The sequence below is a fragment of the Phyllobacterium sp. 1468 genome (assembly GCF_031455525.1).
Classification (GTDB): domain Bacteria; phylum Pseudomonadota; class Alphaproteobacteria; order Rhizobiales; family Rhizobiaceae; genus Phyllobacterium.
In genome coordinates, this window is sequence record NZ_JAVDSX010000006.1 from 302,807 (window position 1) to 319,939 (window position 17,133).

The window sequence follows — 17,133 nt, forward strand, 5'->3', positions numbered from 1 at the left end:
ACGGGATGCATCAACTGAACCGCAATGGCGTTGTTATCGACGATACTTTCGCCGAAGCATTCGGCATGCGCGCCACTGCGATCATCATCACGGCCCCGACGTTGAAATGGGCGCGGCAGGCCGCGATCACCATGACGGGCTATGCGACCTCGGTCATCGGCTGCGGCTGCGAGGCGGCCATCGACAGGGATCTGCCGGCATCGAAAACCCCGGATGGCCGTCCGGGTTGCCGCGTCATGATTTTTGCCATGGGCACCGACGAGTTGCAGAAGCAGTTGAAGAATCGTCTCGGCCAATGCGTGCTGACATCGCCGGGCAGCGCCTGTTTTGCCGATCTTGAAGGAACGGCTCCGCTCGATCTCGGCAATGCGCTGCGCTACTTCGGCGACGGCTGGCAGATATCGAAGAAGTTTGGCGGCAAGCATTATTGGCGTGTGCCGGTGATGGATGGCGAGTTCCTGTGCGAGGCGACCACGGGACTGACCAAGCTTGCCGTCGGCGGCGGCAATCTTCTGCTCCTTGCCGCCGATAACGCCAAGGCCCTGCGCGCTGCGGAACGCGCCGTTGCCGCCATCGAAAAGGTGCCCGGCGCGATCATGCCATTCCCGGGCGGCATCGTCCGGTCGGGCTCGAAAGTCGGCGGCAAGTATAAGGGCATGATGGCTTCGACCAATGACGCCTTCGCACCGACCCTGCGCGGCGTTGTCAACTCCGCGCTGACGCCGGAGGTTAATGCGGTGCTGGAGATCGTCATCGATGGCGAGACCGACGACGCTGTGACGGCTGCCATGCGCGCGGGACTAAAGGCGGTCATCGAACTTGGGCCCAAGCGAGGTGCGGTTCGGATCAGCGCCGGCAATTATGGCGGCAAGCTCGGCAAGTTCCACTACCACCTGAAGGATCTGCTGCCATGAAAGCGCTGACCTTCTCGCTGCTTGCCGAACCGGAAGAACGGCTCGACCTGTCAGCTCTGACACATTCCGGGCTGGCAGGGCTGACGGATATGCAGATAAAGAAGCTGCGTATCGGAACCACCCGCAACCCTGCTTCCGTGGGCGATATTTTCAAGGTCACCGGCAACAATCCGCAAAGCATCATTTTCGAGGGCGGCAGCGCGCGATTCGACAAAATCGGTACCGGGTTGAGCAGTGGCGCCATTCGCGTCATCGGCAATGTCGGTCTTGAGGCGGGCAGGAAAATGTCCGGCGGTTCTTTGCTGGTTGACGGCAGTGCCGGCGATCACGCGGGTTCGGGTATGGTCGATGGCCGGCTTGAGATCAAGGGCAATGCCGGAGATTATCTTGGCGCGCCGCTTGCTGGTGAAATCACCGGCATGGAAGGGGGCCTGCTGATCGTTCGCGGCAGGGCCGGAAATTATGCAGGTGAGAGACTGCGTCGCGGCATCATTGCCATCCTCAAGGGCTGCGGTGACTATGCCGGCTACCGCATGATCGCCGGGTCGATTGTCGTTGCCGGCCGCGTCGGTGCGATGCCCGGTTACCTGATGAAACGCGGCTCCCTCTTCCTGGACCGCCGCCCGGAAAATCTTGCCCCGACCTTTGTCGACTGCGGCGAAACCGACATCGCTTTTTCGGGCGTGTTCGACAGGTTTCTTATCCACGAGAAAATCATGGACAAGCCGCTGCTCGGTCCAAGACCGGGCAAATTTGGCGGCGACGTTGCCGTGTCCGGCAAGGGCGAGATTCTGTTCCGGCGCGGCCGGTAGACCCAGCCAAAAAAATTAAAGAAACGCTCGTTCAATTAATTTGCCGACAAGTTGCCGACATCTGCCATTATCGAGGCTATGAAAGCTGCTTTAAAGACAGGCATCGCGCGTTGTCTTGCAATTTTCACACAGAAATGTCGGAATCTCACGCAAGAAACCTCGAATCTGGCGCAAGAATCTCAACCGGCGCGTTTAATCTAATTGTATGAAGTTGTGAGAAACCCGCGATCTGGCGGGAGGACGGAATTCGACGACTGGCAATCGGTGGAGTCTCGCTTATAACGGGATAGTAACGCCAATGTCTTCCAAAGTAGAAAGTTGACGAGGTGACAGACCGGGCATCGCCACTCGCGCCATTCAGACATGATATTTTCAGAACTGTCTGGCTCGCGAGTCTTTCCTCCAATTTCGGTTCCCTGATCCAGTCAGTCGGCGCGGCCTGGATGATGACAACCATCTCCGATTCCGTCGATATGGTTGCGCTGGTGCAGGCATCCACGGCACTGCCTATCATGTTGTTTTCGTTGATATCCGGCGCTCTTGCCGACAATTTCAACCGCCGCCGGGTGATGCTTGTCGCGCAGTGTTTCATGCTCGGCGTATCCGTTGTCCTCACCTTGTTTTCTCACTTCAACCTGATCACGCCGTGGCTGCTGCTTTGTTTCACCTTCTTGATCGGGTGCGGAACGGCACTGAACAACCCTTCATGGCAGGCTTCGGTGGGGGACATGGTGCCGCGCGATGATTTGCCGAATGCGGTCGCGTTGAACAGCATGGGCTTCAACATCACCCGCAGCGTCGGCCCTGCCATTGGCGGTGTGATTGTTGCTGTAGCAGGTGCCGCGGCAGCGTTTGCAGTCAATACTATAAGTTATTTGCCATTGATTTATGCATTGTTCCGCTGGCAGCCAAAATACGACGCGAATCCCTTGCCGCGCGAGACTTTGGGGCGGGCGATTTCCGCCGGTCTGCGTTACGTCGCGATGTCCCCGAACATCGGAAAGGTGATCTTCCGCAGTTTCATTTTCGGCCTCTCGGCCAGTGCCGTTCTCGCTCTTTTACCATTGGTGGCGCGTGATCTCGTCCATGGCGGCCCGCTGGTTTATGGCGTCATGCTCGGCTCCTTCGGCATCGGGGCGATCGCCGGCGCGTTGATCAGCGCGCGTCTGCGGGAATATCTGTCGAGCGAAGCCATTGTTCGCATTGCGTTTATTGGTTTCGCGGTCAGCGCGGGCCTCACCGCGGTCAGCAGCAATGTCTGGTCGACCAATGTCGCATTGCTTCTGTCCGGTGCATGCTGGGTGCTTGCGCTTTCGCTGTTCAACGTGACGGTGCAGCTCTCGACGCCGCGCTGGGTCGTCGGCCGCGCTTTGTCGCTTTATCAGACGACCACCTTTGGCGGCATCGCCGGCGGTAGCTGGTTATGGGGTGTCGCGGCGGGTCAGTATGGTGCGGACAGGGCGCTGCTCGCTTCAAGTATAGTTATGTTATTCGGCGCGGCGATTGGCCTGCGCTATGCTTTGCCAGAGTTTAAAACACTCAATCTCGATCCGCTCAATCGTTTCAGCGAGCCGTTGCTGAAACTAGACCTCAAACCGCGCAGCGGCCCCATCGTCATCATGATAGATTATGTCATTGCCGAGGACGATGTCCCTGATTTCCTTGAGGTTATGGCTGCGCGGCGGCGCGTCCGCATTCGCGACGGGGCAGGGCATTGGGCGCTGATGCGCGATCTCGAGAATCCCGAAATATGGACCGAAAGTTACCACACGCCGACCTGGGTCGAATATGTGCGCCACAATCAGCGGCGAACCCAGGCTGACGCCGCCATCGGCGATCGGATCCGCGCGTTGCATCGTGGTCTTTCGGAACCGCGCGTGCATCGCATGATCGAGCGTCAAACGATCCTGCCGCACGATATCGCCGCGCACAAAACACCGATTGACTTGTCCTGATAGCGCGGAATTGTCCAATACATTCATATTGTTGTCGCATGCGGAGCTTAGAAAGCCGCCAAACGATTTACGCAACAACAAGAGGCGCCAAATGAGCGAAAAGATGCTGGGGATTGTCCCGACAATTCACCCGACGGCTACCGTGCGGGATAGCACGCTGGGACAATATACCGAGGTTGGAGCACGCACGGCGATCGCCGAAACAGAGTTCGGCGACTACAGCTACATCGTGCACGATGGCTCGATTATTTACGCGAAGATCGGCAAGTTCTGCTCCATCGCAGCTTTTACCCGCATCAATCCGGGAAACCATGCAACGTGGCGCGCCAGTCAGCATCATTACAGTTATCGCTCGCGCCAGTTCGGTTTTGACGTTGGAGACGACGAAGAATTCTTCCAATGGCGCCGTGATCACAAGGTAAATATTGGCAATGATGTGTGGATCGGTCACGGAGCAGTCATTATGCCGGGTATTACCATCGGGGATGGCGCCGTCGTTGGCTCTTCTGCCGTCGTGACGAAGGATGTCGCGCCATATACGATTGTTGCTGGCGTGCCGGCAAAATTCATCAAGCGCCGTCATCCGGAAATACTTGCGGAGAAGTTGATCTCTCTCGCCTGGTGGAACTGGAGCCATGATAAGCTTGGAGAAACGCTTCCCGACATGCGTGCCTTGAGCGCAGAGGCCTTTGTCGAGAAGTATAGTGTTTAGTGATACTGGCGCGTCAGGAGACGCGCCTTCCTTCCCGCCATACGCTTAGTATGACCGGAACGCCATCTATCAGCCGGACTCTGCTGAAATCGGCCCGCTTGCCTATCTCAATAGCGCCACGGTCGTCCAGACCCACCATGCGAGCCGGATTGGCTGAAACGAACGATACTGCCTTCGCGAGGTCAATTCCCGCGCTCTGATTGAGCAAAAACACCGATTGCATCAGGCTTGAGGGCACATAGTCGGAAGAAAGCCCGTCAAGGATATCCTGCTGCACCAGATCGATCGCCGAGACGTTGCCTGAATGCGACCCGCCACGAACCACATTGGGCGCACCCATAACGACTTTCATGCCGCGCCGGTGGGCATGGGCTGCAGCATCTATACTTGTCGGAAACTCGGAAATGGAGATGCCGTCGTGCATGGCTTCGTCGACGTGCTCCGGCGTCGTGTCGTCATGACTGGCCAGTACGGTGCCGTGCTGGCGAGCAAGCTCGATCACGGCGGTGCGATAGCGGTTAACATATTGGGATTGTGCCGCGACTCGATCCGCGACCATCTGATCGAATTCGAGATCGGTCCATTTTTTGTCGCGATTGAACTGCCGCCATCTGTCGAGATCTGCCCATTGCCGCTGACCGGGTGTATGGTCCATCAATGACACGAGCTTGACGTAGGGATTGTCCGCAATCGGCGCATAAATATCGAGCACAGCCGGATCTGCGAGCTCGCAGCGCAAGTGCAACAGATGCTCGCTGCGAAGTACTTCTCGTACACGCGGATTGGCAACAGTTTCCACTGTAGTTGTGATCATCTGGCGGCGCGCACTTGCGGCAGAATATTCGCCGACTGCGACAGCATCGAATACTGTGGTAATTCCAGCGCCGGCAATCTGCACATCGTGTGCAACCACCGATGCGGCACTTGACGGCCACATGACCCCGGGCCGTGGCTGAAGATGCTTTTCGAGATTATCCGTGTGAAGCTCCACGAAGCCGGGAATGAGAAAATCACCTTCAAAATCAACGGCATCGGCAATGGAGCTTGGCCCTTCTCCGATGTCCCGGATCAGGCCGTCTCGAACGCCCACGGCCCCGTCAAGGATGCTATCCGCCAGAACCAGCCGAGCGTTGGTGACGAGCATTTCAGTCATGATTTTTCCATTTTTAGTTGACGAGCAGCCCTTGCCGCCACACCGAGCGGATGACGGGGATGTTGTCTGTCAGATGTACCCGAATAAGATCTGCACGCAAGCCCGGAAGAACTTCACCGCGGTCGTCAAGACCGCACACCCGCGCCGGAACGCTGGTCATCATGCGGACAGCCGCAGGCAGGTCAGTGTCCAATTCGGGCCGATTTGCCAGCAAAAAGGCGCAATCCAGCATGGAACGTGGCACATAATCCGAAGTCAGGATATCAACCAGTCCCTCGGCAAGCAGTTCGGTCACCGCCACATTGCCCGACTGTGACCCTCCACGGAGCACATTCGGTGCACCCGCCACAATCAACATCGATTGGGCTCGCGCCTCGCGCGCAGCCTCGATGCTGACCGGAAACTCTGCGACACGTACCCCTTCGGCATGCGCCATGCGAATATGTTCGACAGTCAGATCATCATGACTGAACATGGGCAAGCCGCGTGTCTTGGCAAATTCGACGACAAGGTGCCGTACTTCACTTGAACTTGCTTCGAGACTTTCCAGCAACTCCCGCGTCTCTTCTTCGACGGCTGCGCGATCCTTGCCTGTTTCCTTCATTCGCCGGTCAAGATAGTTCGACACATCATGACTTTGACGCTTGCCCGGGATGTGCTCCATGATCGAGATCACACGCACAATGTCCCGGTCGATGTTTTCAGCAATCAGCGCCGGCGTCATGTTATCGGTGATCTCACACCGCAGATGCACGAGATGTTCCGCCCGCATCATGCCCTTCGCACCGGCATATTCAAGCGCGTCGATCATCGGTCCAAGGATCTCACGGCGTTCGGGATTCTTGATGGTCGCGCCGACACAAAGGGAATCAAAAACCGTTGTGACACCGCCGCCGATGATTTGAGAATCGTGTGCCATGACCGCCCGCAACATATCCCATTTGACGTGCGCGCGAAGAAACACATGTTTTTCAAGGTGATCGGTGTGTGCATCGACGAGACCAGGCAGAATATAATCGCCGGCGACGTCGATCGAACCCGGCACCGCGGATCGGCCCATGTCTATACTTGCTATCGTGCCGTCAACGATCTGCACCGAACCATTGATGATCGCATCGTCAAGAACGAGGCGGGCGCCCGTAAGGATCAATTCGTTCATCGTGAGTTTCCTTCGAAAATGCAGTGGCCAGAAATGGCGGCAATGACGCCGCGCGCACCAATCAAAGTTGGCGATCTAAAGATTGAGTCCTTGGACAATCTGCCTTTGGGGAATCTGAAGTGGTTCTTATCCCACTTTTCATGACAGGGACGTGACAAAGTCACCGAAGCTAACGACGAAGTATTGCTTAAGCAAAAGTGTGTTCGCGCGATACATCCCTTGTTCGCGCGAACTCCGGGTAAGACGGGTGGGATTATGGCTTCAGATCGATGGCGGCCTTGAAGCTGCCATCCATGTAGAAAGGCACGGAGGCGTGTTCATGCGCAATTTTCCACGTACCATCCTGCCTGATCAAACCAATCGTCTGGCGGAACCAGAGGTCAGGCTTTTCGCCGTCGGTTTTCCGCCCCGTCATGCGGACGAGACTGGCTGCAAAAGCTACATCCCCGCCGACCCAAATCGCCGTGTCGCGCGATTCAATGCCGATGGGTCCTTCCCACGTATCGAACCAGCCTTGCAGGTCCTCAGCGCTTTTGCCCTGATATCGCAGCGGTGGAGCGAGCGTGAACTGTAAGACATCTTCGGCAAGATGAGACAAGACTTGCGCGGCATTCTTGTTGCCAATTGCTTTCGACCAGCCCTCTATTACAGCTGCGACTGCGGTCTTCTCGTCATGTGTGGTCATTTTATTCTCCTTTGTTACTCTGAACAAAGGACGAATGAACAACCGCCGATCCGACATGGCCGCGAAAATCATTTCTGTTGGTAGAATCAGTTCAGTCGGTGGAGTCAGTCTTGCGCAAGCCGATCGAGATGCATGCGGATGTGAGCGGCTTCTGCAGCAGTATTGGCAAGAGAGATTGCGCGATTGAATGCCTCCCGCGCTTCGCTGGTACGGCCTATCTTCATCAGGAGACCACCTTTGACACCGAAGAAATGAAAATACCCGGAGAGCCTCTCCTCTAGAGGCTCGATCAGAGCCAGCGCTTCGGAGGGACCTCGCACCTTTGCTACGGCGACCGCACGATTGAGCGTGATGACGGGCGAGGGGGTCAGCCTCTCAAGCGCTGCGTATAGCAGATCGATCTCGGCCCAATCCGTGTCCTCTGCGCGCTTGGCCCGTGCATGCAACGCTGCGATTGCCGCCTGAATCTGATAAGGACCGGGCGCTCTATGGCGCATCGCCTTGTCGATCAGCGCCAGCCCTTCGTTGATCATGCTCCGATTCCAGAGGTCGCGATCCTGGTTCTCCAGGAGTATCACCGAGCCGTCCGCGTCGAAGCGGGCATCAGAACGGGCACTTTGCAGAAGGAGGAGCGCGGTCAATCCCATAATCTCCGGCTCAGTCGGGAAGATTCGCAGGAGCAATCGCGACAGGCGAATTGCTTCGTCGCAAAGAGGTGATCGTGCTTGTGCCTCGGTACTACCTGTCGAATAGCCTTCGTTGAAGATCAGGTAGACCATGGCCGCGACCGCCGCGAGCCGTTCGGCCCGTTCGATCGGCCCAGGCGTTTCGAACGGTATTTCGCCAGCTCCAATACGACTCTTTGCGCGTGTTATCCGTTGCTCCATCGCACTTTCGCCGACGAGAAAGGCGCGGGCGATCTGCCGGACAGACAGGCCTGACACTATCCGAAGCGCCAGGGGGATTTGCTGTGTGGGAGGAAGTTCGGGGTGACAACAAATGAATAGCAGCCGCAGAATATCATCGCGATAGTCGGAACCGTCTATCTTCTCGACGATAGCGGTTTCCGCATCTTCCAGGTCAGACAGGAGTTCCTCGGGTGGCAGAGGCTGTTGCCTTGCCTGCCGCCGAACGACGTCGATCGCACTATTGCGCCCAACAAAGATCAACCACGCGGTAGGATCTCGCGGCGGGCCATTCTTTCCCCAACTTTTGAGGGCGCGAAGGCAGGCCTCCTGAAATGCCTCTTCCGCCGTATCGAGATTGCGGAAGTAGCGAAGCAATGCACCAACTGCCTGTGGGCGAGCGGCAAGGAGGGCTGCATCGATCCAGTTCGTGTCGTTCATGGAAAACTCGATCCTGGCCTGAAGATACCGACTGGCCTTATCTCGTAGGAGCCGGTGCCCGGGTTTGCGCGCGCAAGGTCTCGCGCTGTTTCAAGTGCCTCGTCCAGTGACTGACAATCGACAATGTAAAACCCGAGAAGCTGCTCTTTTGTCTCGGCAAACGGCCCGTCTATGACGACGGGGTCCTCGCGGCCTTTGCGAAGGGTGGTCGCAGCCGTGGTCGGAAGAAGCCTTGCGACAGGGCCAAGACGCCCCTGCTTGGTAAGCTTTTCCTGGACGACGGCAAGGCGCGCCATCACTGCGTCATCTTCTTCCTTGGTCCAGGAACTGACGACGTCTTCGGGGTTATAGCAAAGTATGGCGTAAAGCATGAATCCTTCCTTCTCATCTGAAGACGATCCACTATGGCTAATCCCGACATCGGGTCTAGAAAATTATGCATTCTCGAAAGGTGGCAGCGCCACGGCGGGACGAGCACCAACGGGCCATCCCGCCAATCCGCCACACAGCCCGATACTAATTAAAATGGCTGATGACGCCTTGCTAGACATTGGATCATCGACGCTTTGCATTCTGCCAATATTAGTGGCAACGGATGCAATTTCCGAAGTGTCGTCGAGAATATTTCCAGACAATGTCAGATTTTTCGTTCGGCCAAGTCGGTTTCTTGAACATTTTTTGGTTATATCAGAAGTGTAAGAGGGCGCATGATTCGTAGCCAACCATCTATTGCTCAATGAATTGCGACTGCGGAGGTTTGCGGGAGTAGAATTCAGCGGGACAATTCCGAATAGTGGTTGATGAGTTAAACAATTTATTGGCGAGGAAAATTTCTGTAGTTCACGAAATCGTCATTATTGTTAACGCGATAAATACATAATTCGGATTACCTTGAATGAAAGAATGGGTTATTCTCGGTACTGAAAGCTTCATTAAATTCGGGAGTATTGCGATCTGGCAACCCCGCCAAGCATTCGTTTTTTCCGACATTTAACGCGATCGGGCTTTCTCCAAAGTTGGCGGCATCTCGGGAGCTGCAGATGGCAACGCGGCTGTTTCCTTTCTTTCAACTTTTAGTTGTGAGCGGGTTGATATCGGCGCTTGTTCCGACATCCTTCAAAATCGCCCAAGCCGCCCCTGCGGCATGCGCAGGCTTGCAACGGCAACTGGTAGCGGTCTCAAACGGTAGGAGTGTTTCACAGAAGAACAGCCCTATGGTGCAGCGACAAGCGCTGCAGCTCCAGCAGATGCGGGCGAAAGCAGGCAGGGAAGGCTGCGGAGGCTTCCTGTTTTCCCGTGGGAATCCTGCACTGTGCAAGCGTTATGCTCAAACGATTGGTGCGATGTCAGCCAAACTGACAAAGCTTCAAAATTCAAGTGACAGATCTGGTTCGTGGCAGCCTTCGCGCCAGCAGATTCTGGCGTCAATGGAGGCCAAAGGCTGCAACGACAAAGTGGTATCGATTGGCACAAACAATGGTTCACCCAATGTCCGTCGCAAGACCCTGCTGGAAGTCCTGTTTGGCACAGATGAGGAGGAAAAGCCTGCCTCCAGAATAATGGTCGAACGGCAACTGGCAAACCGCCGGGCGTCTGCGGCGCCGGAGACGCTTGCGGCGACGTATGAAGGAACAGAGCCGAGCGTGAACGGCGTCGTCAAGAAAGGTTTTCGAACCGTTTGTGTGCGGACATGCGATGGATACTATTTCCCGATCTCGTTCTCGACCAAGCCCAAATATTTTGCGCGTGATCAAAATGCATGCAGTGCGATGTGTCCGGCCGGGAACGCGAAATTGTACTACCACGCGGTGTCCGAACAGGAATCGGATGCAATGATATCCGTCGTCGACAAGAAGCCCTATAGTGAGCTTCCCAATGCATTCAATTACCGCACGGCTGGGGTTGAAGCCGTGCCGGGTTGCACCTGCCATACGCAAACCGCGCCCGTTTCCCAATCCATGCCTACCATATCAGCGGTGAAAGAGACCGGAGAGCCAGATGTTGACACCCTGTCGGCAGCACCTGCTCAGGGAGATGTTGATGAAGGCGCGACGCTCCGCCAAAATGTAAGGACTGTTGGTCCTGCGTTTTTCCCGGACGAACCCAATCCTACAGATTTTTCTGCTCCGCCTCCCGAAAAGGAGATCCAGGAAAGCAAGGCCAGCATCCTCACACCTGAGAATATCGTCAAGACGATAGCCTCGGACATTATGCGACGAATCCAATAGAATATCCGTCCTCAATCAAGCTATGCATTCTATTGGGTTCGTTGGCGTGATAGCCAAGCATGAAAGCTCCAGGGCTTGATCTGGTGAAAGGGAGCATGAGTCGCATGAGACAAGCGGAGTGGTCGCCCGACCAGTATCTCAAATTCGAGGACGAACGAACCCGTGCGGCAAATGACCTGCTTTCTGCCGTTCCCAATCAGAATGTGAAATTTGCGGTGGACCTCGGCTGCGGGCCGGGTAATTCGACCGAACTGATTGTAAAGCGGTATCCACATGCTGAAGTCCTTGGGATCGATTCTTCTGCGGACATGACCGCCAAGGCAAAAGAGCGACTGCCGGGCTGCGAATTCGCTGTTGCCGACATTGGTGTGTGGCAGCCGCAAAGGAATGCCGACCTCCTCTACGCCAATGCCGTCATGCAGTGGCTTCCTGACCACGACAGGCTGTTCCCACGGCTGATGGGTTTCCTCAATAGAGGAGGTTCTCTGGCGATACAGATGCCAGATAATTTGCAGGAGGCGACACACGTTGCTATGCGGGAGGTGGCGGCCGACGCGCGCTGGGCGGCTAGGGTAACGCAAGCTGATGCCACCCGTAGCGAAATTGGCACAGCGTCATTCTACCATCAATTGCTACGACCCCATTGCCAACACGTCGACATTTGGCGCACGACCTATCATCATCCCTTGCAAGGGCTGGATGGCGTCATTGAGTGGTTCAAGGGTTCGGGGTTACGCCCGTATCTTTCTCTGCTCAACCACGATGAACGCGCAGATTTTCTCGACAGGTACAAGCAACGTTTGGCTCAATTCTACAAGCCTATGGATGACGGGATGGTGCTCTTGCCATTCCCTCGCATGTTCATCGTTGCGACGCGGTAAATCGATCATAAGCTCAAGAAAATATTGAAGGTGTTTCGCAAATGAATGCGGAATAGGTGCCTAGCATCGCCGCGGCGAAAATCGCACAATCCAATTTACAGTGACGACACTGAGGAGCAGCGGCATGCGGAGGAGTGTATGCCTGCCATCTCTTGATAGGAGAATTATCGAAAACTCAAAAGAGGCAGCCTCCATTGACGCGTAGCGCGCTTGCGAGGCAACCGGAGACTTAGGCTTTTGCCAAGGGGAGGAATTATGCTCGAAAAGCTTTTCAAGCTTAACGACCACGGCACATCAGTACGTACTGAAGTGTTGGCGGGACTGACGACGTTCCTGACGATGTCATATATCATTTTTGTGAATCCAGAGATCTTGTCCTCGACGGGGATGGATCGCAACGCTGTGTTTGTCGCGACCTGTATCGCCGCTGCACTCGGTTCGGGCGTGATGGCGCTGGTGGCCAATTGGCCGATCGGCATGGCGCCTGGCATGGGCCTCAACGCCTTCTTCGCCTTCACTGTCGTGGCTGCCATGGGCTTTTCCTGGCAGCAGGCGCTTGGAGCTGTTTTCATCTCGGGCTGCATCTTTCTGCTTCTGACAGTAACCGGGATACGTCGCTGGCTTGTGGCGGGCATTCCCAAATCATTGCGGAGTGCGATCGCGGCGGGTATCGGCCTCTTCCTCGCATTCATAGCGTTGAAAAATTCCGGCATTGTCGTGGCAAATCCCGCGACCTTCGTTGGGTTGGGTCACCTTGGAAGTACTGGGGCACTGCTGGCCATCCTAGGCTTCTTTGTCATCGCTGCGCTTGATGCGCTCAAGGTTCGCGGGGCCATTCTGATCGGCATTCTTGTTGTGACGATCCTGTCCATGATACTCGGGGTGAGCGAGTTCAAGGGCGTATTTTCAACGCCACCAAGTCTGGCGCCGACCTTTTTGCAGCTTGATATCATGGGCGCGCTGCATACCGGACTTCTGCAGGTCATCCTCGTATTCGTGCTTGTCGAGGTGTTCGATGCGACCGGTACCTTGATCGGTGTCAGCAAGCGTGCCGGGCTGATCGAAGAGGGAAAACCGAACAATCTGGGCCGCGCATTGTTTGCTGACAGTACGGCCATCGTGGCAGGCTCGTTGCTCGGGACCAGCAGCACGACCGCCTATGTCGAAAGTGCCTCGGGCGTTCAAGCTGGCGGGCGTACAGGTTTGACCGCGTTGACCATCGCTCTGCTGTTCTTGGCAGCGCTTTTCATCTCGCCGCTCGCGGCTTCGGTGCCGGGTTACGCAACCGCTCCAGCGTTGCTCTACGTGGCGGGGCTCATGATGCATGAACTCGTCGACATCGAGTGGAAAGATGTTACGGAATCGACACCGGCCGCAATCACCGCGTTGATGATCCCATTCACATATTCGATAGCCAATGGTCTTGCCTTTGGATTCATCAGCTATGTCGTGTTAAAGACCTTTACGGGCAAGGCAAGTGTTGTGCATCCCGCAACATGGCTCGTGGCTGCCCTCTTTGTGATAAAGTTCGCGCTGTTTCCGGGCTGACCTCACGAGCTGGCGCGGATGCGGCGGTTGCGTCGCATCCGCGCCATTGTTATTTTGGACATCAAACAACCCTTGATCAGAAAGCCATCGATGGAGCAGCAAACCGCGACGAACAATCTTGTTGAGGTACTGCTTGATACGATCGAGCGCCGGATTATTCCAAAAACCGAAAGCGGTGTAGCTGCCGGGAACAAGATCTTCGGCGCGGCGCTGCTGCGCAAATCGGATTTGTCGCTCGTGTTGGCAGAGACCAACAATGAGACGGAAAACCCGCTATGGCACGGCGAGGTGCATGCATTGAAGCGATTTTTCGAGATGGCGGAGGATACCCGTCCAGAACCGCGCGAACTGATTTTCGTGTCGACCCACGAACCTTGTTCCATGTGCCTTTCAGCTATCACCTGGGCAGGTTTTGACAATTTCTATTACTTCTTCAGCCACGAAGATTCGCGCGATGCATTTGCAATCCCGCATGATCTCAAAATCTTGAAGGAAGTTTTCACGTTGGAACCGGGCGGCTACAACAAGGAAAACGCGTTCTGGAAAAGCTATTCCATACACAAGTTGATTGCGCAGCTTCCGGAGCTGGATCGGGAAAGGTTGCAAAAGCGCGCCGCGGCAATCAGTGGGAAATATGCGGAACTCTCGGAGCAGTATCAGTCCAGCAAGGACGAGAACTCGATTCCCCTAAACTGAATGTCTCGACCTAGAAATGGCCGCCCTTCCAGAGAAGGGCGACCATTTCTGGCGCATGTCGGAGTTAGCGAATGAGAAACGCTTCGGGATAGAAATGCTCTTGCAGATTGACGCCATCGCCGCCCCGGTCGATGACAACAAAGTCTGACTGGCCCTCAAGCGGCGTCAGAATACCGTGCCACACATTGCGATGAATGTTCACACCCTGGCCGGGTCCCGTCAGAAAGGCGACAGGATCGGTTGGGCCATCCGGCTGGTCGTGAGCTGCAACCACGAGAAACGGATTACCCGACAGGGGCACGAAGGCCTGACTACCAAATGGATGCCGTTCGACCATTTCCAGCTTGAGAGGCAGCTCGTAAGGCTGGCCACGCAGCAGGCTGATCAAGGTGCGGGCATTGTCGCCCGTCGTCTCGACCTTGGCCAGATCATGGTAGCGTCTGCACATGCCATGATTGATCGGAAAGCTGCTGGCGCCCTCCATCTCAATGACATCCCCGAAAGGCGAAAACGTCTCTCGGGTCAACGGTTGAATGACGATCTCGCGCATTTGATTATCCGCGCGCGATTTTGCCGAACAGCCGCAACCTGCTCACGCCTCCATCCGGATAGATGTTGAAGCGGGCGTGTGTTACTGCGCCGTTTTGCTTGATCTGGTTGCCGCCATATTCATGGATGTTGTCCGCGGACAACTTTTGAACGGGCAGAATCTCTTCCCAGAACATGGACGAAGCGACGACCAACTCGTCGAGGCTCTCGCCAGCATCGCCAAGATCAGCGACCTGAATCGAGCAGGCGTCCGGATAGTTCCCCTTGAAGTGGGCAGTGTCCACAATGGCGCTTTCAATGGTTCCGTGCGCCGCAAGCTTGATGATGATCCAGTCATTACCTGGCTCGCGCCTGCGGCGTGTTTCCCAGCCGTCGCCCATATTGATGCCGCGACCCGGTGCGAGCAGGCGCTGATAGCCATAATGCGCATTCGACATGGCGACGACCCGGCCGCCGAGAAGCGAAGAAGCGAGATCGACTGCCTCACCATTGACGCTATCAAGGTCCAGCGATGGCTGACCGTAAACACGCAAGCGCGCAACGCCGCCATCCGGGTGTATGTGGAGGCGAACATGAGTCCAAACTTGCTTCGAGCTGCAAGTGAAGTAGTGGTGCGAACTAGCGCCGAGCTGGCTCAATCCGAGCACCTCCGTCCACAAGGTGGTTTCGTCAGGTTTGCCCGTTGTATTGCAAGCTTCGATGCGGCAGGCAGGAGGATAGTTCCCCGTGAAATGCGCTGTGTCGACATCGAAACCGGCGATGGTGCCGGGGGCGGCAAGCTGGACGACCGCATAGTCGTGCCCGCTGCTGCGGCGCCGGCGCGTTTCCCACCCGTCCATCCACTTGCCGTTGTCGTCGAATTTCTCAGGATAGAAAATTGCCGGCGCGTCGCTCAGCATGCGTTCCAGCGGTGCAAAAAATTCGTCGGTCGCGAAGATCGGCTTCGCCCCGAGGCCAGCCGATGCAAGATTGATAGCGTTACGGGCGAATACGGGGATATCTTCATTGGTATTTGACATTTTCATTCCTCAATTTGCCAACATGTCTTGAAGGCGCAGAAGAGCAATCTTCTCCACTTCCCGGCACGCTGTGTTGAATTCCATCTGGCGATTGTTGGCGATCCTGGTCTTGAAGCTGGAAAGGATATCGTCCTTGCTTCGGCCCTTCACGGCGATGATGAACGGGAATCCGAAGGTTTCGACATAGCGCGTATTGAGAGCGGTGAACTTCTCGCGCTCGTCGTCGGTTAGCTCATCCAAGCCTGCGGACGCCTGTTCCCGTGCAGAGCTTTCTGTGAGGCGTTTGGCTTGCGCCAGTTTCCCGGCAAGGTCTGGGTGAGCATTCAAGACGCCGAGACGTTCGTTGTCCGGCGAGGTGCGAAATGCCGTACAAAGCGCGGCGTGCAGACCCGTGACGTTATCGTGGGATGGTCCGAGCTCGGCAGCGTATGCCAGTCTTGCGATCCAGTCAGAGTGTTCGAACACTCCGCCAAAGCAGTAAACAAATGCGTCCTCGGACATTCTCGACGGCTGCACTCGCTGCGTTTTATACGGGTGGTTTGTGGCCCAGTGCTGCGCGACGTCGATGCGACGAGCGAGCCAGACCTTCTCGTGGCCTTGTATATATTCAATGAAGCGGGTGAGAGCTGCGATCCTACCTGGCCGTCCGATCAGGCGGCAATGGAGACCAATGCTCATCATCTTGGGCGAACCGGCTTCACCTTCCGCGTACAGGGTATCGAAACTGTCCTTCAGATAGGCAAAGAACTGATCCCCAGCATTGAAGCCTTGCGGTGTCGCGAACCGCATATCGTTGGCATCGAGCGTATAGGGAACAACGAGCTGCTGTTTGCCGCCGAACTCGTGCCAATAGGGCAGGTCGTCGGCATAGGAATCGGAAACATAATCGAATCCGCCTTCTTCGGCCATCAGATTGACTGTGTTCGCCGAGCACCGGCCCGTGTACCAGCCGCGGGGGCGTTTGCCGGTAACGGCAGTGTGGAGGCGGATCGCCTCGAGCATGTGTTCACGTTCGGCGTCAGGACTGTAATCCTTGTAGTCAATCCATTTCAAGCCGTGCGATGCGATCTCCCAGTCTGCATCGAGCATGGCCCGAACTTGCGAAGGCGACCGCTGTAAGGCTGTCGCCACGCCGAAGACCGTGACGGGGATGTTCTTGGATGTCAGCAGGCGGTGGAGGCGCCAAAACCCGGCGCGCGCTCCGTACTCGTAGATCGACTCCATGTTCCAGTGGCGCTGGTCGGGCCACGCCTGCGCCCCGACAATCTCAGACAGGAATGCTTCAGAGGCGGCATCGCCATGCAGAACGCAGTTTTCTCCCCCTTCCTCGTAATTTACGACGAATTGGACGGCGATGTGCGCATTATCAGGCCAATTGGCCGGCGGTGGGTTTGCGCCGTAGCCGTGCATGTCGCGGGAATATCTCGCCACTGTGGTCCCTCCTCTAATCGCTGTTCCACTCTGAATACTCAAATA

The 17,133-nt window shown here is 56.1% G+C and carries 16 protein-coding genes; 8 read left to right on the forward strand and 8 right to left on the reverse strand.

The annotated features are described in order from the left end of the window. The first annotated feature begins 5 nt into the window (after positions 1–5). From fhcD to J2X72_RS18145, 4 genes are all read left to right on the forward strand, one after another. Positions 6–914, forward strand: a complete 909-nt coding sequence (gene fhcD, locus J2X72_RS18130; protein ID WP_210003043.1) for a formylmethanofuran--tetrahydromethanopterin N-formyltransferase — start codon at positions 6–8, stop codon at positions 912–914. Beyond that, complete coding sequence (locus J2X72_RS18135; RefSeq protein WP_310074138.1) at positions 911–1,726, forward strand: formylmethanofuran dehydrogenase subunit C; 816 nt, start codon at positions 911–913, stop codon at positions 1,724–1,726. The genes fhcD and J2X72_RS18135 overlap by 4 nt, the downstream gene beginning before the upstream one ends. 326 nt (positions 1,727–2,052) lie before the next feature. Further along, positions 2,053–3,681: an MFS transporter gene (locus tag J2X72_RS18140; protein ID WP_210002988.1), complete on the forward strand. Its 1,629-nt coding sequence runs from the start codon at positions 2,053–2,055 to the stop codon at positions 3,679–3,681. Between the two features lie 91 nt (positions 3,682–3,772). Continuing rightward, positions 3,773–4,393, forward strand: coding sequence for a DapH/DapD/GlmU-related protein (locus J2X72_RS18145; RefSeq protein WP_210002989.1), 621 nt, complete (start codon positions 3,773–3,775; stop codon positions 4,391–4,393). 13 nt (positions 4,394–4,406) lie between these two features. Here J2X72_RS18145 and J2X72_RS18150 read toward each other — a convergent pair whose 3' ends face one another. The 5 genes from J2X72_RS18150 to J2X72_RS18170 form a co-directional block, all read right to left on the reverse strand. Then, complete coding sequence (locus J2X72_RS18150) at positions 4,407–5,546, reverse strand: alpha-D-ribose 1-methylphosphonate 5-triphosphate diphosphatase (RefSeq protein WP_210002990.1); 1,140 nt, start codon at positions 5,544–5,546, stop codon at positions 4,407–4,409. A 13-nt stretch (positions 5,547–5,559) separates the two neighbouring features. Then, on the reverse strand, positions 5,560–6,705 hold the full coding sequence (locus J2X72_RS18155; RefSeq protein WP_310074143.1) for an alpha-D-ribose 1-methylphosphonate 5-triphosphate diphosphatase: 1,146 nt from the start codon (positions 6,703–6,705) through the stop codon (positions 5,560–5,562). A gap of 253 nt (positions 6,706–6,958) precedes the next feature. Beyond that, entirely contained in the window at positions 6,959–7,390 is a 432-nt protein-coding gene (locus tag J2X72_RS18160; RefSeq protein ID WP_310074145.1) for a nuclear transport factor 2 family protein, read from the reverse strand. A gap of 104 nt (positions 7,391–7,494) precedes the next feature. Next, entirely contained in the window at positions 7,495–8,736 is a 1,242-nt protein-coding gene (locus J2X72_RS18165) for an RNA polymerase sigma factor (RefSeq protein WP_310074147.1), read from the reverse strand. Beyond that, positions 8,733–9,107: a YciI family protein gene (locus tag J2X72_RS18170; RefSeq protein WP_210002994.1), complete on the reverse strand. Its 375-nt coding sequence runs from the start codon at positions 9,105–9,107 to the stop codon at positions 8,733–8,735. The genes J2X72_RS18165 and J2X72_RS18170 overlap by 4 nt, the downstream gene beginning before the upstream one ends. A 669-nt stretch (positions 9,108–9,776) precedes the next feature. Here J2X72_RS18170 and J2X72_RS18175 point away from each other — a divergent pair. The 4 genes from J2X72_RS18175 to J2X72_RS18190 all read left to right on the forward strand — a co-directional run bounded on the left by J2X72_RS18175 (position 9,777) and on the right by J2X72_RS18190 (position 14,089). Continuing rightward, a complete protein-coding gene (locus tag J2X72_RS18175; protein ID WP_310074150.1) occupies positions 9,777–10,964 on the forward strand; it encodes a DUF2865 domain-containing protein in 1,188 nt (395 codons plus the stop codon). A 104-nt stretch (positions 10,965–11,068) separates the two neighbouring features. Beyond that, positions 11,069–11,845, forward strand: a complete 777-nt coding sequence (tam, locus tag J2X72_RS18180; protein ID WP_310074154.1) for a trans-aconitate 2-methyltransferase — start codon at positions 11,069–11,071, stop codon at positions 11,843–11,845. 255 nt (positions 11,846–12,100) lie between these two features. Further along, positions 12,101–13,393, forward strand: coding sequence for an NCS2 family permease (locus J2X72_RS18185; RefSeq protein ID WP_310074156.1), 1,293 nt, complete (start codon positions 12,101–12,103; stop codon positions 13,391–13,393). A 90-nt stretch (positions 13,394–13,483) separates the two neighbouring features. Then, on the forward strand, positions 13,484–14,089 hold the full coding sequence (locus tag J2X72_RS18190; protein WP_310074158.1) for a nucleoside deaminase: 606 nt from the start codon (positions 13,484–13,486) through the stop codon (positions 14,087–14,089). 64 nt (positions 14,090–14,153) lie between these two features. On the opposite strand, the gene J2X72_RS18195 is transcribed toward J2X72_RS18190, so the two are convergent. Genes J2X72_RS18195 through puuE form a run of 3 tightly spaced genes read right to left on the reverse strand, consistent with a single transcriptional unit; the run spans position 14,154 to position 17,067 of the window. Next, positions 14,154–14,639, reverse strand: a complete 486-nt coding sequence (locus tag J2X72_RS18195) for an ureidoglycolate lyase (RefSeq protein WP_310074161.1) — start codon at positions 14,637–14,639, stop codon at positions 14,154–14,156. A 4-nt stretch (positions 14,640–14,643) separates the two neighbouring features. Next, positions 14,644–15,657 (reverse strand): allantoicase, encoded by a 1,014-nt coding sequence (alc, locus tag J2X72_RS18200; protein WP_310074162.1) that lies wholly within the window; start codon positions 15,655–15,657, stop codon positions 14,644–14,646. Positions 15,658–15,666: 9 nt separating this feature from the next. Further along, positions 15,667–17,067, reverse strand: coding sequence for an allantoinase PuuE (gene puuE / locus J2X72_RS18205; protein WP_310074241.1), 1,401 nt, complete (start codon positions 17,065–17,067; stop codon positions 15,667–15,669). Positions 17,068–17,133: the final 66 nt, after the last annotated feature.